Annotated in this window: 13 protein-coding genes; 3 read left to right on the plus strand and 10 right to left on the minus strand. The window is 61.4% G+C overall.

Going from position 1 to position 15,454, the window contains the following annotated elements; genetic code table 11:
- The first annotated feature begins 49 nt into the window (after positions 1–49).
- Complete coding sequence (locus AQUI_RS0119620; RefSeq protein ID WP_027259026.1) at positions 50–1,345, plus strand: citrate synthase; 1,296 nt, start codon at positions 50–52, stop codon at positions 1,343–1,345.
- A gap of 301 nt (positions 1,346–1,646) precedes the next feature.
- The gene (locus AQUI_RS0119625) at positions 1,647–2,456 is read left to right on the plus strand and encodes a calcium-binding protein (protein WP_027259027.1); all 810 of its coding nucleotides are present in this window, start codon (positions 1,647–1,649) and stop codon (positions 2,454–2,456) included.
- 61 nt (positions 2,457–2,517) lie between these two features.
- On the opposite strand, the gene AQUI_RS0119630 is transcribed toward AQUI_RS0119625, so the two are convergent.
- The 10 genes from AQUI_RS0119630 to AQUI_RS0119675 form a co-directional block, all read right to left on the minus strand.
- Positions 2,518–3,297, minus strand: a complete 780-nt coding sequence (locus AQUI_RS0119630) for an enoyl-CoA hydratase-related protein (protein WP_027259028.1) — start codon at positions 3,295–3,297, stop codon at positions 2,518–2,520.
- A 105-nt stretch (positions 3,298–3,402) separates the two neighbouring features.
- On the minus strand, positions 3,403–3,882 hold the full coding sequence (locus tag AQUI_RS0119635) for a cytochrome c-type biogenesis protein (protein ID WP_245596950.1): 480 nt from the start codon (positions 3,880–3,882) through the stop codon (positions 3,403–3,405).
- Positions 3,879–5,843: a heme lyase CcmF/NrfE family subunit gene (locus tag AQUI_RS0119640; protein ID WP_027259030.1), complete on the minus strand. Its 1,965-nt coding sequence runs from the start codon at positions 5,841–5,843 to the stop codon at positions 3,879–3,881. Before AQUI_RS0119640 ends, AQUI_RS0119635 begins: the two co-directional genes overlap by 4 nt.
- Positions 5,844–5,953: 110 nt before the next feature.
- Positions 5,954–6,529, minus strand: a complete 576-nt coding sequence (locus AQUI_RS0119645) for a holin family protein (protein WP_027259031.1) — start codon at positions 6,527–6,529, stop codon at positions 5,954–5,956.
- Positions 6,520–7,131 carry a holin-associated N-acetylmuramidase gene (locus tag AQUI_RS0119650; RefSeq protein ID WP_027259032.1) on the minus strand — a complete coding sequence of 204 codons (612 nt, stop codon included), beginning with the start codon at positions 7,129–7,131 and terminating at the stop codon, positions 6,520–6,522. The genes AQUI_RS0119645 and AQUI_RS0119650 overlap by 10 nt, the downstream gene beginning before the upstream one ends.
- A gap of 178 nt (positions 7,132–7,309) precedes the next feature.
- Positions 7,310–7,753, minus strand: a complete 444-nt coding sequence (ccmE, locus tag AQUI_RS0119655) for a cytochrome c maturation protein CcmE (RefSeq protein ID WP_027259033.1) — start codon at positions 7,751–7,753, stop codon at positions 7,310–7,312.
- Between the two features lie 41 nt (positions 7,754–7,794).
- Positions 7,795–8,823 carry an N-acetyl-gamma-glutamyl-phosphate reductase gene (gene argC, locus AQUI_RS0119660; protein WP_027259034.1) on the minus strand — a complete coding sequence of 343 codons (1,029 nt, stop codon included), beginning with the start codon at positions 8,821–8,823 and terminating at the stop codon, positions 7,795–7,797.
- Positions 8,824–8,937: 114 nt separating this feature from the next.
- The gene (locus tag AQUI_RS0119665) at positions 8,938–9,747 is read right to left on the minus strand and encodes a glutamate racemase (RefSeq protein ID WP_027259035.1); all 810 of its coding nucleotides are present in this window, start codon (positions 9,745–9,747) and stop codon (positions 8,938–8,940) included.
- A gap of 9 nt (positions 9,748–9,756) precedes the next feature.
- Entirely contained in the window at positions 9,757–10,635 is an 879-nt protein-coding gene (locus AQUI_RS0119670) for a lysophospholipid acyltransferase family protein (protein WP_027259036.1), read from the minus strand.
- Positions 10,636–10,887: 252 nt separating this feature from the next.
- Positions 10,888–14,307 carry an indolepyruvate ferredoxin oxidoreductase family protein gene (locus AQUI_RS0119675; protein ID WP_027259037.1) on the minus strand — a complete coding sequence of 1,140 codons (3,420 nt, stop codon included), beginning with the start codon at positions 14,305–14,307 and terminating at the stop codon, positions 10,888–10,890.
- Between the two features lie 169 nt (positions 14,308–14,476).
- Between AQUI_RS0119675 and AQUI_RS0119680 the strand changes: the two genes are divergently transcribed.
- On the plus strand, positions 14,477–15,382 hold the full coding sequence (locus AQUI_RS0119680; RefSeq protein WP_027259038.1) for a LysR family transcriptional regulator: 906 nt from the start codon (positions 14,477–14,479) through the stop codon (positions 15,380–15,382).
- The last annotated feature ends 72 nt before the right edge of the window (positions 15,383–15,454 follow it).

Below are 15,454 nucleotides of genomic sequence, written 5' to 3' on the forward strand. Positions count from 1 at the left end.
GAAGACGCCTGCACGGCCGCTCTCGTGCCTGTAACAGGAAGGGACATCCATGACCGAGACACAGAAATCTGCCACGCTCAGCCTGAATGGCGAAACCTACGAGCTGCCCATTTTCTCGCCAACGGCCGGGCCCGATGTTCTCGACATCCGCAAGCTCTACGCGAAGGCAGGTGTGTTCACCTATGACCCGGGCTTCACCTCGACCGCCAGCTGCGACAGCACCATTACCTATATTGACGGCGACAAGGGTGAACTGCTGCACCGCGGCTACCCGATCGACCAGCTGGCATCGAAATCGCACTACCTCGAGGTTTGCTATCTGCTGCTTTACGGCGAATTGCCGACCGTCACCCAGCTGGAGGATTTCGAGACCCGTGTGACCCGTCACACCATGGTGCATGAGCAGATGCACAACTTCTTCCGCGGCTTCCGCCGTGATGCACACCCGATGGCAACCCTGGTTGGCGTGGTCGGGGCGATGTCGGCCTTCTACCACGACTCGCTGGACGTCACCGATCCGTGGCAGCGCGAAGTTGCGGCAGTCCGCCTGATCGCCAAGCTGCCGACCATCGCTGCGATGGCCTATAAATACTCGATCGGCCAGCCGTTTGTGTATCCCAAGAACGATCTGGATTACGCAGCCAACTTCCTGCACATGTGCTTCTCGGTTCCGGCTGAGGAATACCACGTGAATCCGATCCTGAGCCGGGCGATGGACCGCATCCTCACTCTGCACGCGGATCACGAACAGAACGCTTCGACCTCCACCGTGCGTCTGGCATCCTCCTCGGGCGCAAATCCGTTTGCCTGTATCGCAGCCGGTATTGCCTGCCTCTGGGGACCGGCCCACGGCGGCGCCAACCAGGCCTGCCTGGAAATGCTCAAGGAAATCGGCTCGGTCGACCGTATTCCCGAATATATCGCACGCGCCAAGGACAAGAACGATCCGTTCCGCCTGATGGGGTTCGGCCACCGCGTCTACAAGAACACCGACCCGCGCGCGACCGTGCTGAAGCAATCCGCGGACGAAGTTCTGGATCTGCTGGGTGTCGAGGACAATCCGCTGCTGCAAGTTGCCAAGGAACTGGAGCAGACCGCGCTGAACGATCCCTACTTCATCGAGAAGAAGCTGTTCCCGAATGTCGATTTCTACTCGGGGATCATTCTTGAGGCGATGGGCTTCCCGACGTCGATGTTCACCCCGATCTTCGCGCTGTCGCGCACCGTCGGCTGGATCTCGCAGTGGAAAGAGATGATCGCCGATCCGCAGAACAAGATCGGCCGCCCGCGCCAGCTGTACCTGGGCGAGACCATGCGCGACTACATCGACATCGAAAAGCGCTGACCGCCAGCTGCAATGAAGGTCCAAACGCCCCGCAATTCGCGGGGCGTTTTCTTTTGCCGACTCCGGGGAGCCTGCGATTTTCTGGGCGAGGCCCCAAAGCCCATGCCACCGCAATAGCCGTAAAATGGCGACAATTCCGGATCTTGGCTCAGACTGTTTCTATGGGAAGTTCAATATTTAGCAGTGTTTGACTAAAACGATTCAACTCAATACCAAACCGCCTGCTTTACTTATTTCTGGCAGAGCGGCCCCGCGCGCATTTTGCAAGCGCCGTCTGCCAGGTGACTACGGGATTGGTGACATGGAACTTTTGATCTTGCTCGGTATCGGTATGACCATCGGCGGCGTCGCTATTGCTCTGGATGATGACGGCGATGACATTACCAAAGGCGACACCACCGCCGACGCCACAGAAGGTAACGACGACCTGGCCGGCGGATCAGGCGAGGACACGATATTCGCCAAGGACGGCGACGACATGGTAGACGGCAATGCCGGAAATGACCGGCTGTTTGGACAGGACGGCACAGATGCGCTGGCCGGCGGTGAAGGCAATGACTTCCTGCGCGGTGGTGACGGCAACGATGTCATCATAGATGGGCAGGGCAGCGATACGCTCGTCGGCGATCTGGGTGACGACTTTATTGTCGCAACCAGTGCAGTTGACGCGGATACTGCGTTTCAAGCGCTCAGAGATTGGATTGCCGATGAAGACCCGGATGTTGACGTTCAGCTGGAACCTGAGCTGAGCCAGGATACTGACGAAGATGCGGATGTGATCCAGGCGGGCCGCGGAAATGACGATGTTGTTGCAGGCAACGGCGACACAGTGAGCCTAGGAGAAGGCCGAGATGAACTGATCCTCGGCGACTGGATCGAGGCCGGCGATGAACCGGTTGTTCTGACAGACTACAGCCGCCTTGAGGATGTAATCGTCTATTCCCATGATGGCGAAGGCACGCCACCTGAAATCACCGTTGAGAACACGCTTGACCAATTCGGTGATGAGGATGACGCCCTGCTGCTGGCAGATGGCGAGGTTTTTGCTCGTATCCAAGGTGCCGGGGGCCTGATTACAGCAGACAACATCATGGTGCTGACTCGCGCCTAAAATGAAATGCCGGAGAATCTCTCCGGCACCTTCTTTCAGTTTTCAGCTGGCCTGAAGCTACTCAGCGCCCTTCGAACTTCGCGGGGCGCTTTTCCATGAAGGCTGTGACACCTTCCAGAAAATCCCGGGTCTTGCCGCATTGGCCCTGCAGATGAGCCTCTTCCGACAGCTGCTCGGCTAAAGTGCGGCCGAAACTTTCGCGCAGGGCGGATTTGGTGGCGGCAAAGGCCTTGCTGGGGCCGCTGGCCAGATAGCTTGCGCGTTCCCGCCAATGGGCATCGAATTCCGCATCCGGCACCGCTTCCCAGATCATGCCCCAGTCGCAGGCCTGCCGGGCGCTGACGCGGTCGGCAAACAGGGCTGCCCCCATTGATTTCGCCAGGCCGATCTGGCGCGGCAGGAACCAGGTCCCGCCTGCGTCCGGGATCAGGCCGATCTTGCTGAAGGCCTGCATGAAAAAGGCGCTTTCCGTGGCGATCACCACATCGGCGGCCAGCGCCAGATTGGCGCCCGCCCCGGCAGCGGCGCCGTTGACGGCCGCCACAACCGGCACCGGGCAATCATAGATCGCCTGCAGCATCGGCAGGTATTCGTCGCGCAGCGTGCGTTCCAGATCCAGCTGGCCGCCGTTGCTGCCAGCGTCGCTCAGATCCTGGCCCGAGCAGAACGCGTCGCCGGCGCCGGTCAGCACCACAGCGCGGGCCTCGGAAGAAGCCATGCGCATCGCATGAGTGATCTCGGACCGCATCCGGCTGTTCAGTGCGTTCTTGCGCGCTTCACGGTTCAGGGTGACAACCGCCAGCCCGTCCTGCAGAGAAAACAGGATTTCCTTATAGTCCATCGGAGTGCCTCACAATGCTTGCATTCAGGGGCCAAGAGCGTATCCGTCTGGCCGTTTGCCGGTATGGTGACGGAAAGCCCGCCTGCCGGAAAGCCGGACCCAGCGTCAATCCTTCAGGATTTTCCGTAGCCGCTCCCGCTCGTCAGCGCTCAGCCCCTGCTCGGCGGCCTTGGGCGCGCGGGCGCGTCCCCGCACATAGAAGACGGCGATCACAAGCGCGGCCAGCAGCATCAGCGGACCAGCAGCCCACAACAGCCAGTTGGCGCCGCCGGTCGTCGGGCGCAGCAGCACATACTCACCATAACGGTCGACGATAAAATCCATCGCCTCGCGGTCGCTGTCGCCCGCCACCAGCCGCTCGCGCACCAGGACGCGCAGATCTCGGGCCAGTTCGGCATTGGACTCATCAATGCTCTCATTGCGGCAAACCAGGCAGCGCAGGTCCTTGGACAGCTCCCGCGCACGGCTTTCAAGTGCGGGATCGGCCAGCACCTCATCCGGCTCCACCGCCAAGGCCGGCGCCGGTGCAAGCACAGAGACCGTCAACAGCGCTGCAACCGCCAGGATCAAAAGTCGCAACATCATTCTGCCGGCACTCCTGCTTCAGGTGATTTGCGCGCGCCTGCAGCGACGCGGAAGCGCCGGTCGCTGAGGCTCAGCAGCCCGCCAAGGGCCATCAGGATCGAGCCGCCCCAGATCCAATTGGCAAGCGGCTTGATGTACGTGCGCATGGTCCAGCTGCCATCGGCCTGTTGATCACCCAGAACCACATAAACATCGCGGGTGACACGGTAGTCGATTGCCGCTTCGGTGGTTGGCATCCGGCTGACCGGGTAGTCCCGCTTCTCCGGGAACATCACCGCTTCGGACTGCCCGTTGCGCGTCACCTCGACCCGCCCTTTGGTGGTAAAATAGTTGGGTCCCTGTTCGCGGCTGACATCCGTCAGCACCAACGTAAAGGCGCCGACGTCAAAGGGTTCACCGATGCGTGCCACGCGGATATCCTCCTGCTCCCAGGCGGTCAGGCCTGCAATGGCAAAGATTGTAATGCCGAGCCCGCCATGGGCCACAGCCTTGCCCCAATCAGCACGCGGCAGCCGTAGCATCCGTTGCAAACGCCCGGACTTTCCACTGCGCAGCCACAGGTCGGCCAGCGCGCCGAACACCATCCAGGAGCCGAGGAAAAGCCCAACCGGCCCCAGCGCGGACTTTCCTGTCTGCATCGCCCAGGCCAGCACGCCCAGTGACACCGCCAGAACAAAAACATAGCGCAGCTGCCAAGCGGTGCGCCCGATCCGGCCGCGTTTCCACGGCAGCATGGCACCAACCGGCATGATCAGACCCAACGCCACCATAAAGGGGGTGAAAGCCGAATTGAAAAACGGCGGGCCGACGCTCAGCTTGCGGTCCAGCAGCATCTCCGCGAGGATCGGCCAGACGGTGCCGAAGAAGACCACAAAGCAGCTGACCGCCAGCAGGATGTTATTGGCCACCAGTGCGCTTTCGCGGCTGACCATGCCAAAGACGCCCTTGGCCTCCATCACCTGCGCACGCGCGGCAAACAGCGTCAGCGCGCCGCCGGTGAAGAAGGCCAGAATGAACAGGATAAACACCCCGCGTTCCGGGTCGTTGGCAAAGGCATGCACGCTGGTAATGATGCCGGAGCGCACGATGAAGGTGCCAATCAGCGAAAAGCCAAATGCCAGGATCGCCAGCAGGATGGTCCAGCTCTTCAATGCCTCGCGTTTTTCCACCACGATGGCGGAATGCAGCAGCGCCGCCGCCAGCAGCCAAGGCATGAAGGAAGCATTTTCAACCGGGTCCCAGAACCAGAAACCGCCCCAGCCAAGCTCGTAATAGGCCCACCAGGAGCCCAGCCCGATGCCGATGGTCAGGAAAATCCAGGCCGCCAGCGTCCAAGGCCGCACCCAGCGGCCCCAGGCGGCATCAATGCGGCCTTCGATCAGGGCAGCGACGGCAAAAGAAAATGCCATGCTCAGCCCGACATAGCCGAGGTAGAGAAACGGCGGATGGAAGGCGAGGCCCGGATCCTGCAGCAGTGGATTCAAATCCTGACCGTCAAACGGGGGCACCGTCAGGCGCAGGAACGGGTTCGACGTGAACAGGATAAAGGCATAAAACGCCACGCCAATCGCTGCTTGCACCGCCAGCACGCGCGCTTTCAAGGTGGGCGGCAGCCCGCCGCCAAAGACCGAGGCCAGGGCTCCGAACAGAGCGACGATCAGCACCCACAGCAGCATCGAACCCTCATGGTTCCCCCAGGTTCCCGAAATCTTGTACAGCATCGGCTTGGCCGAATGGCTGTTCAGAGTGACCAGCTTGAGCGAGAAATCAGAGGTGATGAACGCCCAGGTCAGCGCCCCGAAGGCAAAGGCGGTGAACAGGAACTGCGCCTGTGCTGCGGGTTCTGCCACGGCCATCCAGCCGGGCCAGCGTTTATGCGCGCCGATCAAGGGAATAACGGCCTGCACGATCGCGATCATGAAGGCGAGAATTAGGGCGAAATGTCCGAGTTCTGTGATCATGTGCCGATGTGTCCATGCATGCTCTGTTAGGCTGGCTTTTCTATACGCCTGTCCGGCGGAGGCGCCAATGGCATTCGCCGTGCCACGCCGCCGCAGTGTGCAGATTGTGATCAGCCTCTGCGGGATTTCCAGGCATTTAGAGCCGGATTATCCTCTTTCGCTGCGGGTTCTGTCCGGGTGGCCGCGCTGGTACCGGCGACTGCGGCGGCAGGTGAGTCTGCCCGCAACCGCTCCAGCGCGGCAATGTTACCGGCCACTTGCGGGACTTGCGCAAGGCTGGCGGCCAGCCCCTTCTGGAACTCCTGGGATTTCACCTGATGGCGGGCGCCGAAATAGAAGGAAACGATGACGCCCAGAAGCCACCACAATGGCTCCGGCACCAGCGCGAGCCCCTGCATCCGGGCGGCGAACCAGACGGGATCAGACAGCGCCGAAACCAGCAGCGCCAGAGTTCCCAGCGCCAGCATCGGCCGCGGCAGCCGGTTCACCGCGTCCATAAAACGGTCAAATCGGCTATTGCCGCCGTATTGGAATTCCGCGGCCAGCTGGCTCAGCGCGGCGGTCTGCATTTCATGCGACCGGGCTGCACCGGCCTCGGCGTTTTCGCGAAAAACTTCAACGGTTTCCCGTAAAGCATTGCGGCGGTTCCCGAAAATCAAGCCAAATAGATCTGCGATCAGCCCCATGCCGCGGTCCTTTGCTGAAACGCCTGGCGGCTCAGATGGTATTGGGCAGAGATGAATTCCTCGGCCCGCCGGATCCAGCCGCCTTTTGTGCCGTCGCGGGTGCGGGCGAATTTGCGGCTGGCGGGGCGCTGATCCGCGAGACGAAAGTAATAATTGCGCCTCGCGATGCCATAGGCGTCGCGCAAGGCGTCCGGGTCAACCAAGGCTGCCTGCTCTGCCGCCGATGCGGTTTGCGGGCCGATAACGCCGTCCACGGTTACGGTATACCCCATCTCCCGCAGAAGGCGCTGAAGAATGCGCACCGCGTTGATGCCTGCGTTCACATACATATCGAACACCGTGGCCTCGAGGCAGACCGGCAGGCTGGCGATATGGGGCGCCTCGAAATAGTGACGGATGAAGATGTCCACGGCCTGTGCGCGGCTCAGCGCCTTCACATCCCAGGTGTCCACGCCCCCGTCACCGGTTACATCCAACCCCAGCCGCCGCAATGTTCCGATAGTCACACCGTATTTGGTGGCGCCGCCGGGATCATCCGGATCATTCACAAAGCCGCCTTCACGCGCCACAATCTCTGCGGCGATTTCTTTTACATCCTGCATAGCACCTCACCACTTCCAACGCAGGTATACTGCCCCGAAGGCGCTAAGATCTGCTGAGACCACCGTACGCTGCCCGCGCAACGCCCAGATTCTGTTTACTGGTGAGCGCTGAAGCGAAAAAGGCCCCGCAGGACGCCAGTCCTGCGGGGCCATCTATACTTAATCAAGCTGGGCAAGATCAGGTTTCAGGTTCCTGATAGACCCCCTGCTCCTTCAACGCGTCCATGACTTCCTTGGGCATATAGGTCTCGTCATGTTTCGCCAGGATTTCAGAGGCTTCAAAGACACCATTCACATAACGGCCAGTACCGACCATACCCTGGTTTTCCTCAAACAGGTCCGGCAGCACACCGGTATATGCGACCTGCACCGTGGCGCCGCCATCGGTGACGGCAAAGCGCACGGTTTCACCCTGACCGCGCAGCAGGCTTCCTTCCTCAACCAGCCCGCCGATGCGGAACACTTCGGACGGTTTCGGCGGCGCCTCGGCCACCTGGCTGGGCGAGCGGAAGTAGTTGATCCCGTCGCGCATGGCATAACCGATCAGGGCGGTTGCAACGACCAAAGCCACCGCGGCAACGGCAATGACTTGGATCCGGCGCTGTTTCTTCAGGTTCTTCATGGTTTCCTCATTTCAAGGCCCGTGCCTGCGCCGCCCCCGGATCAGGGGAACAGCGGCGCCATCATCAGCCCTTCGGTCTCAGTCTCACCTAACATCAGGTTTGCGTTCTGCAAGGCCTGGCCGCTGCTACCTTTTGTCAGGTTATCAAGTGCTGCAATCACAATGGCCCGGCCTTCGATCCGGTCCTGCGCCACGCCGATATGGCAGAAGTTGGAGCCGCGCACATGGTGCGTGCTGGGCGCCTCGCCAAAGGGCAGCAGTTCGATAAAGGGCTCATCTGCGTAAGCCTTGGCGAAGGTCTCATGGATCGTCCGCGCGTCGCCCTTCACATAGACGGTGGCCAGAATGCCGCGGTTGGCGGGGAGCAGATGCGGGGTGAACTGGACCTTGACCGGGCGGCCTGCAATCTTGCTGAATTCCTGATCGAATTCACCCAGATGCCGGTGGGTGCCGCCAATGGCATAGGCGTTGCAGCCCTCGCTCAGCTCGGCGTGCAGCAGGTTTTCCTTGAGCGACCGGCCGGCGCCGGAGACCGCGCATTTCAGGTCCAGAATAATGTCGTCCAGATCAATGACGCTGCACTCGATCAGCGGGCGCAGCGCGAGCTGGCCGGTGGCCGCGTTGCAGCCGGTGCCGGCCACCAGCCGCGCGGATTTGATGTCTTCCCGGTAGAACTCGGTCAAGCCATAGACCGCCTCTTCCTGCTGCTCCAACGCGGCGTGCGGGTTGCCGTACCATTTTTCGTATTCCGCCGGATCGCGCAGCCGGAAGTCAGCCGACAGATCCACGATCTTCAGGTTCGCGGGCAGCGCTGCGATCACTTCCTGGCTGGTCTTGTGCGGCAGCGCGCAGAAGCACAGGTCAATGCCGGAGAAATCAATCCCATCGATTTTGCACAGCACCGGCAATTCCATATGGCGCAGGTGCGGAAAGACCTGGGCCATGGTCATGCCAGCCTTGCGATCGGCCGAGAGCGCCGCGATTTCGATGTTCGGATGCTGGGCGATCAGCCGCACCAGTTCGGCGCCAGTGTAGCCGGACGCGCCAAGAATAGCCACTTTATGGGTCATGTCAGACCTCGTCTTTCGATATGATATGCCGGTTCCGCAGCCATCTGCGGAGAGAATTAGGAGAAAATGCGCCCGTGCACATTGACCTGGAACAAGGTCCCGCGCGGTCTGTGCTCAGGCGGCCTGAAAGGTGATTTCCCGTCGGAGAAACTGGGTCGCGCGGTCGCTGACGCGGCCCGGGTCGCCGGTGGTAAAATAGCCGTCAGCACCATTGCCCTGCATGCCGGGATGCCGTGTCAAGTAGTCGGCCAGGCTGTCTGCCACCAGGTTGCCCTGGCTGAACACTTTGACCTCCGGTCCCAGTGCCGCCTGGAACGTCTGTTCCATCAGCGGGTAATGGGTGCAGCCGAGGATCGCCGCCTGCGGATGCGGCATCTTGCGCTTCAAGGCGTCTACATGGCTGCGCACCAGCGCTTCTGCCAGAATCAGATCGCCGTCCTCAATCGCGTCCACGACGCCGCCGCAGGCCTGCGCTTCGACGTCCACACCGATAGCGCGGAAGGCCAGTTCCCGCTGAAAGGCGCGGCTGGCGACGGTGGCCGGGGTGGCAAACAGCGCCACATGCTTGGTGGCGACTTCACGCGGTGGCGAGTTATCGCCCCATTGGCGTTCGGTCAGCGCTTCGATCAGCGGCACAAAGACGCCCAGCACCCGCTTACCCTGAGGCAGCCCGCCCTCCTGCATCCGGCGCAGGGCGGCGGCAGAGGCGGTATTGCAGGCCAGGATCACCAGATCGCAGCCTTTGTCCCACATATCCTCCACTGCGGATTTTGTCAGCTGATAGACGTCCTCTGCATCGCGCACACCATAAGGCGCGCGGTCGTTATCGCCGTAGTAGAGGAAATCCACATCCGGCAGGCGCTTTTGCGCCGCGTCCAGGACGGTCAGCCCGCCCAGGCCTGAATCAAAGATGCCAACAGCCATAAAGCTCTCTCACGCGCGGTGTTTCTCTTCGAACTCAAACCCGTAACCGAAGGATTTGAGCGGTACTGGAGACAGCTCATACGTGGCTTTGCGCAGAAAATCCATAAGCGCTTTTGTATCTTTGGCCAGCGGGTCCAGAACGTCACGGCCGATGGGCTCGCCGAGAACCACCCGGACCGGGGTATCAACGCGCTTGCGGAATTCCTTGATCAGCAGCCCCATGCGCAAGGTGGCATGCAGGTGGCTGGCGATCTGGAACAGGCGCGAGGTGTGGCCGTCAAAGTACATCGGCACTACCACGGCGTCCGATTTGGCAATCATCCGCGCCGTAAAGCCGCGCCAGCCCGGGTCCATCGGGTGGCCCAAGGGATGCGCGGCTGTGGACACCGTGCCGCCCGGGAAGATGCCGATGGCGCCGCCCTGCCCCAAGTAGCTGAGCGCCTTCTTGCGGGTTTCCAAGTTGGTCCGCATCGCCGCTTTGGTTGCGGCGAAGTCGACCGGCAGGATCACCTTGTCCAAGTCCTCGGCGCGGCGGAACACCTGATGTGCCAGGATGCGGAAATCGCTGCGGGTTTCCGCCAGGATATGGCCCATCATCAACCCGTCGAGGATGCCGTAAGGGTGATTGGCGATCAGGATCACCGGCCGGTCCTCCGGGATATTGCTGAGCGACCCGCCCGCGATGTCCAGTGTCAGCCCGTAGCGTTCCGTCATTACCGACCAGAAGCTGCGGCCCGTGGCCACCTCCTGCTCATAGCCTGCGGCGCGGCGGATCAGGTTCAGGCGTCCGGTGGAATTCTCCATCAGCCGGATCACCGCACGCCCTGCGCGGGTAGAGGCAGAATGGGCATAGGAAATATCGCGGGCAATGTGACGCTGCGCCTGCATCTGCGAGAAGTCTCCGTCTGGTGTCAGCGGCCACATTAGGCCGGGAGTGCAGTCTGCAACAGATGCGTAACAGAGGTGTGACGGATTGCGGCAGCGGAGGACCGGGGCGCTGCCCCGGACCCCGGGGTGTTTATGACCAGAAAGAAGCAACGGAACGGCAAACGCCGCGCGTCAGCGCCGCGCTGGTCCCAACGGTTTTGAACCTTTCTTTGAAAGGGGCTAAGCGGGCGGGAGTACCCCGCCCGGCCCTGATTACTCAGCCGCCTGTTTCAGCGGCACGCCGCCCTGGCGCAGGGCGGCCAGAAGCTCCTCGCGGCGCTTGGCGGCCTTTTGCTCGTTCGCCATCTTCACCGGGCCGAAGCCTCGGATCTGCAGCGGCAGTTCGGCCAGCGCCAGCAGAGGCTCCGTGATCTCCGGGCTGGCTTTCGGCAGCCATTCTTTCATGTCACCCTCGTACTGCTTGATCAATGCGCGCTCCATCTTGCGCTCTGCGGTGTAACCAAAGATGTCGAGAGGGGTGCCGCGCAGGGACTTAAGCTTGGCCAGCAGGCGGAAACCGCGTTCCATGCCGGCGCTGAACTTGCGTTTTTTCGGGCGGCCGTCCGGGTCAGAACCGCCCAGCATCGGCGGGGCCAGGTGGTAGGACAGCTTGAGGTCGCCCTCGAACTCCGCTTCCGCCTTGGCGCGGCTGTCCAGCAGCAGGCGGGCGACTTCATATTCGTCCTTGTAGGACAACAGCTTGTGATAGCCTTTTGCCACCGCTTCTTTCAGCGCGGAATCGCTGATGCCGTCCAGAAACTTGGCATAGCGCTTGGCCAGGCCCTTGCCCTGGTAGGCCACCAGATGATCAGCGCGGAAGGCGATTTTTTCTTCAAGCGTTTTCGGCTTGTCCACGGCCTGCGGCTGGATCAGCTTGGCGGCCTCTTCCGGGTGCAGCACCGCCCAGCGGCCGATGTCGAAGGCACGCTTGTTGCGCTCCACAGCAGCGCCATTCATCTCAATCGCCTGTTCGATCGCCTCGTGGCTGACAGGCACCAGGCCCTTTTGCCAGGCACCGCCGAACACCATCATATTCGAGAAGATCGAATCGCCCATCGCAGCCCGGGCCAGGTCAGAGGCATCGAACAGGTCCAGCCGGTCGCGCAGGCGGGCCTGCAGGGCCAGTTCCAGCCGGTCCGACGGCACTTTGAACTCGGTGTTCTTGGTGAACTCGCCGGTGATGATCTCGTGGCTGTTCACAACCGCACCGGTCTGGCCGGTGGTGGTGAGGCCCAGGGTCTTGGCGCCGGCGCTGACCACCAGGTCGCCGCCGATCAGCGCATGTGCTTCGCCGGTGGCGACGCGGATCGCCGAGATGTCTTCGGGGGTGTTGGCGATCCGGCAGTGGATATGCACCGCGCCGCCCTTCTGGGCGAGGCCGGCCATTTCCATCAGCCCGGCGCCTTTGCCGTCGATCTGCGCGGCTTGCGCCAGCACTGCGCCGATGGTCACAACGCCAGTGCCGCCGACGCCGGTGATCACCACGTTGTGGGTGCCGTCAATCTCCGGCAGCTGCGGCATCGGCAGATGCGGCAGGTCGATGTCGGCTGTCGCCTCCTTGCGGATCTTGGCGCCTTCCACTGTCACAAAGGACGGGCAGAAACCGTTTACACAGGAGAAATCCTTGTTGCACGACGACTGGTCAATCGCGCGTTTGCGGCCCAGTTCGGTGTCCTTGGGCACAATGGAGACGCAGTTGGACTGCACCCCGCAATCGCCGCAGCCCTCGCAGACGTCGGTGTTGATGAACACCCGCTGGTCCGGATCCGGGAACTGGCCCTTCTTGCGCCGGCGGCGTTTCTCGGCCGCACAAGTCTGGATGTAGATAATGGCTGAGACGCCCTCCACCTCTTCAAACTCACGCTGGATTTTCATCATCTCGGCGCGTTCATGCATCCGCATGCCCGCCGGGAACAGGGCGGCATCCACGTCCTCTTTCTCGTCATAGACCACGGCCATGGTCTTGACCCCCATCGCGGTCAGCTCATGTGCGATCTGCTGTGCGGTAAGGCCGCCCTCGGCCTGCTGGCCGCCGGTCATGGCCACCGCGTCATTATAGAGGATCTTGTAGGTAATGTTGGTGCCTTCGGCGAGCGCGGCACGGATCGCCTGCACGCCGGAGTGGTTATAAGTGCCGTCGCCAAGGTTCTGGAACACATGCTTACGGTTGGAGAACGGCGCCTCGCCCACCCAGTTTACGCCTTCGCCGCCCATGTGGGTGAAACCGGTGGTTTCGCGGTCCATCCACTGCACCATGAAGTGGCAGCCGATGCCGGCATAGGCGCGGGACCCTTCCGGCAGGCGGGTTGAGGAGTTGTGCGGGCAGCCGGAACAGAAGTAGGGCAGCCGGGTGGCGATTTCCTCGGCGTTGTCGGCGCGGCGCGCCTCTGCCAGGCCTTCCAGGCCGGCGCGGATGGCCTCGGTTTCGCGGCCTTCTTCGATCAGGATACCGCCCAGTTTCTCGGCGATCATGATCGGATCCAGCGCATAACGGGTCGGGAACAGCTCCTCGCGGTGCATGCTGCCGGCGCCGCCCTTGTACCAGCCGTAAACCCGGCGGCCCTGGCGGTCATCAAAGATCGCTTCCTTGATTTGGATCTCGATCAGCTTGCGCTTTTCCTCAACCACAACGATCAGGTCCAGCCCTTCGGCCCAGTCGTGGAAGCCTTTCATGTCCATAGGGAACGTCTGGCCCACCTTATAGGTGGTCAGTCCCAGCCGTTCGGCCATGTTTTCGTCGATGTTCAACAGCTTCAGCGCATGCACTAGATCAAGCCAGTTCTTGCCCGCAGCAACAAACCCGATCTTGGCGCCGGGCTTGCCCCACATGCGCTTGTCCATCTTGTTGGCGTGGCTGAACGCCTCTGCCGCAAAGCGCTTGTAGTCGATGATCCGGTCTTCTTGGCGGAAGCGGTCGTCGTCCAGGCGGATGTTCAACCCGTCGGCCGGCATGTCAAATTCCGGTGTGACCAGCTGCATCCGGTCCGGGCTGGCGTCCACAACCGAAGTGACCTCAATCGTATCTTTCATGGTCTTGAGGCCGGTCCACAAACCCGAGAAGCGGCTGAGCGCATAGCCGTAGATGCCGTAATCCAGGATCTCCTGAACACCCGCCGGGCTGACGATCGGCAGGTAGCAATCCAACAGCGACCATTCCGACTGGTGCAGCACGGTGGAGCTTTCGCCGGTGTGGTCATCACCCATTGCCAGCAGCACGCCGCCGTGTTTCGACGAGCCGGCCATATTGGCATGGCGGATCGCATCACCCGAGCGGTCGACGCCCGGCCCTTTGCCGTACCACAGGCCAAAGACGCCGTCGTATTTGCCTTCGCCGCGGACTTCGGCCTGCTGCGCACCCCACAGGGCGGTCACGGCCAGATCTTCATTCAACCCGTATTGAAAGGTAACGTCTGCCGCCTTCAGCTGTTTCTCGGCCTTGCTCATCTGCAGATCGACGGCCCCAAGGGGCGAGCCGCGGTAGCCGGTGACAAGCCCGGCGGTATTGAGACCTGCAGCCATGTCGCGGTGTTTCTGCATCAGCATCAGCCGCACCAAGGCCTGGGTGCCATTCAACAGCACCGGCGATTTCGTCAGGTCATACTTGTCGTTGAGTGATATTTTCGGCGTGCTCATCGTGGCCTCCTCAACCGGGATTAGCTTGCACTTTCTGCCTCCAAGAATAGGTCATAATTACTGACCTGAATAGCCGCTTTTTTTTCGTTTTTGCTCGCTTGCGTCACGGAAACTGATACATAACTAAGATTTCATACAGTCGGCCCCAAACGCACAGAAAGTAACGCATATGGATTGGGATAAGCTCAGAATATTTCACGCGGTAGCCGATGCGGGCAGCCTGACCCATGCCGGGGACAGGCTGAATCTGTCGCAATCGGCGGTCAGCCGCCAGATTCGGGCGCTGGAGGAAAGCCTGAATGCGACGCTTTTCCACCGTCATGCGCGGGGACTGATTCTCACCGAACAGGGTGAACTGCTGTTTGATGCCACCCAATCCATGTCCACCCGGCTTGAAGCGGCCTCTGCCCGCATCCGCGACAGCGAAGAGGAAGTGTTCGGTGAATTGCGTGTCACAACCACTGTGGGGTTCGGCACCCTTTGGCTCGCCCCGCGTCTGACTAAACTGTATGAACAATACCCCAATCTGAAAATCGACCTGATGCTGGAGGAACGTGTTCTGGACTTGCCGATGCGCGAGGCTGATGTGGCCATCCGCATGAAGGAGCCCAGCCAGGCCGATCTGGTGCGCAAACGGCTGATGACGGTGCGGATGGGTCTTTATGCCTCTCCAACCTACCTGGAACAGCGCGGCACCTTGGAAACCGTTGAAGACATTTCCCAGCACCGGCTGATCTGTCAGAACCAGCGCTCCGCCCAAGTGGGCTCAGCCGCGGTTCTTGGCAAAATGCTGATGGCTCACAACCCGGGATCGCTGCTGACCGTCAACAACTATTTCGGCGTGCTGCAGGGCGTGCTGCACAATCTGGGGGTCGGCATTCTGCCGGATTACGTGACCGAGGAATTCCCGCAACTGGTCGAGGTGCTGCCGGAAGAGGATCAGCACAGCGTTCCGGTCTACCTCGCCTATCCCGAAGAACTGCGCCATTCGCAGCGGGTCGGTGCGTTCCGCGACTTTGTGCAATCCGAAATCATGGCACATCGGAAGCATATGAAAGAGCTGGGGAAACTCTGAACCCCGCCGGCGCCTCAGCTGCCCGAATTCGCGCTGCATGGCAGCGATTGGACCGGTTTTGAATTGTTCGAA

It is taken from the genome of Leisingera aquimarina DSM 24565 (genome assembly GCF_000473165.1).
Classification (GTDB): Bacteria; Pseudomonadota; Alphaproteobacteria; order Rhodobacterales; family Rhodobacteraceae; genus Leisingera; species Leisingera aquimarina.

Coding starts and splice junctions, on each gene's coding strand:
- AQUI_RS0119620 (WP_027259026.1), top strand. CDS start 50: ATGACCGAGACACAGAAATCTGCCACGCTCAGCCTGAATGGCGAAACC.
- AQUI_RS0119640 (WP_027259030.1), bottom strand. CDS start 5,843: ATGATCACAGAACTCGGACATTTCGCCCTAATTCTCGCCTTCATGATC.
- AQUI_RS0119665 (WP_027259035.1), bottom strand. CDS start 9,747: ATGGCTGTTGGCATCTTTGATTCAGGCCTGGGCGGGCTGACCGTCCTG.
- AQUI_RS0119675 (WP_027259037.1), bottom strand. CDS start 14,307: ATGAGCACGCCGAAAATATCACTCAACGACAAGTATGACCTGACGAAA.
- AQUI_RS0119680 (WP_027259038.1), top strand. CDS start 14,477: ATGGATTGGGATAAGCTCAGAATATTTCACGCGGTAGCCGATGCGGGC.
- AQUI_RS0119670 (WP_027259036.1), bottom strand. CDS start 10,635: ATGCAGGCGCAGCGTCACATTGCCCGCGATATTTCCTATGCCCATTCT.
- AQUI_RS0119635 (WP_245596950.1), bottom strand. CDS start 3,882: ATGATGTTGCGACTTTTGATCCTGGCGGTTGCAGCGCTGTTGACGGTC.
- AQUI_RS0119625 (WP_027259027.1), top strand. CDS start 1,647: ATGGAACTTTTGATCTTGCTCGGTATCGGTATGACCATCGGCGGCGTC.
- ccmE (WP_027259033.1), bottom strand. CDS start 7,753: ATGAAGAACCTGAAGAAACAGCGCCGGATCCAAGTCATTGCCGTTGCC.
- AQUI_RS0119630 (WP_027259028.1), bottom strand. CDS start 3,297: ATGGACTATAAGGAAATCCTGTTTTCTCTGCAGGACGGGCTGGCGGTT.
- AQUI_RS0119650 (WP_027259032.1), bottom strand. CDS start 7,131: ATGCAGGATGTAAAAGAAATCGCCGCAGAGATTGTGGCGCGTGAAGGC.
- argC (WP_027259034.1), bottom strand. CDS start 8,823: ATGACCCATAAAGTGGCTATTCTTGGCGCGTCCGGCTACACTGGCGCC.
- AQUI_RS0119645 (WP_027259031.1), bottom strand. CDS start 6,529: ATGGGGCTGATCGCAGATCTATTTGGCTTGATTTTCGGGAACCGCCGC.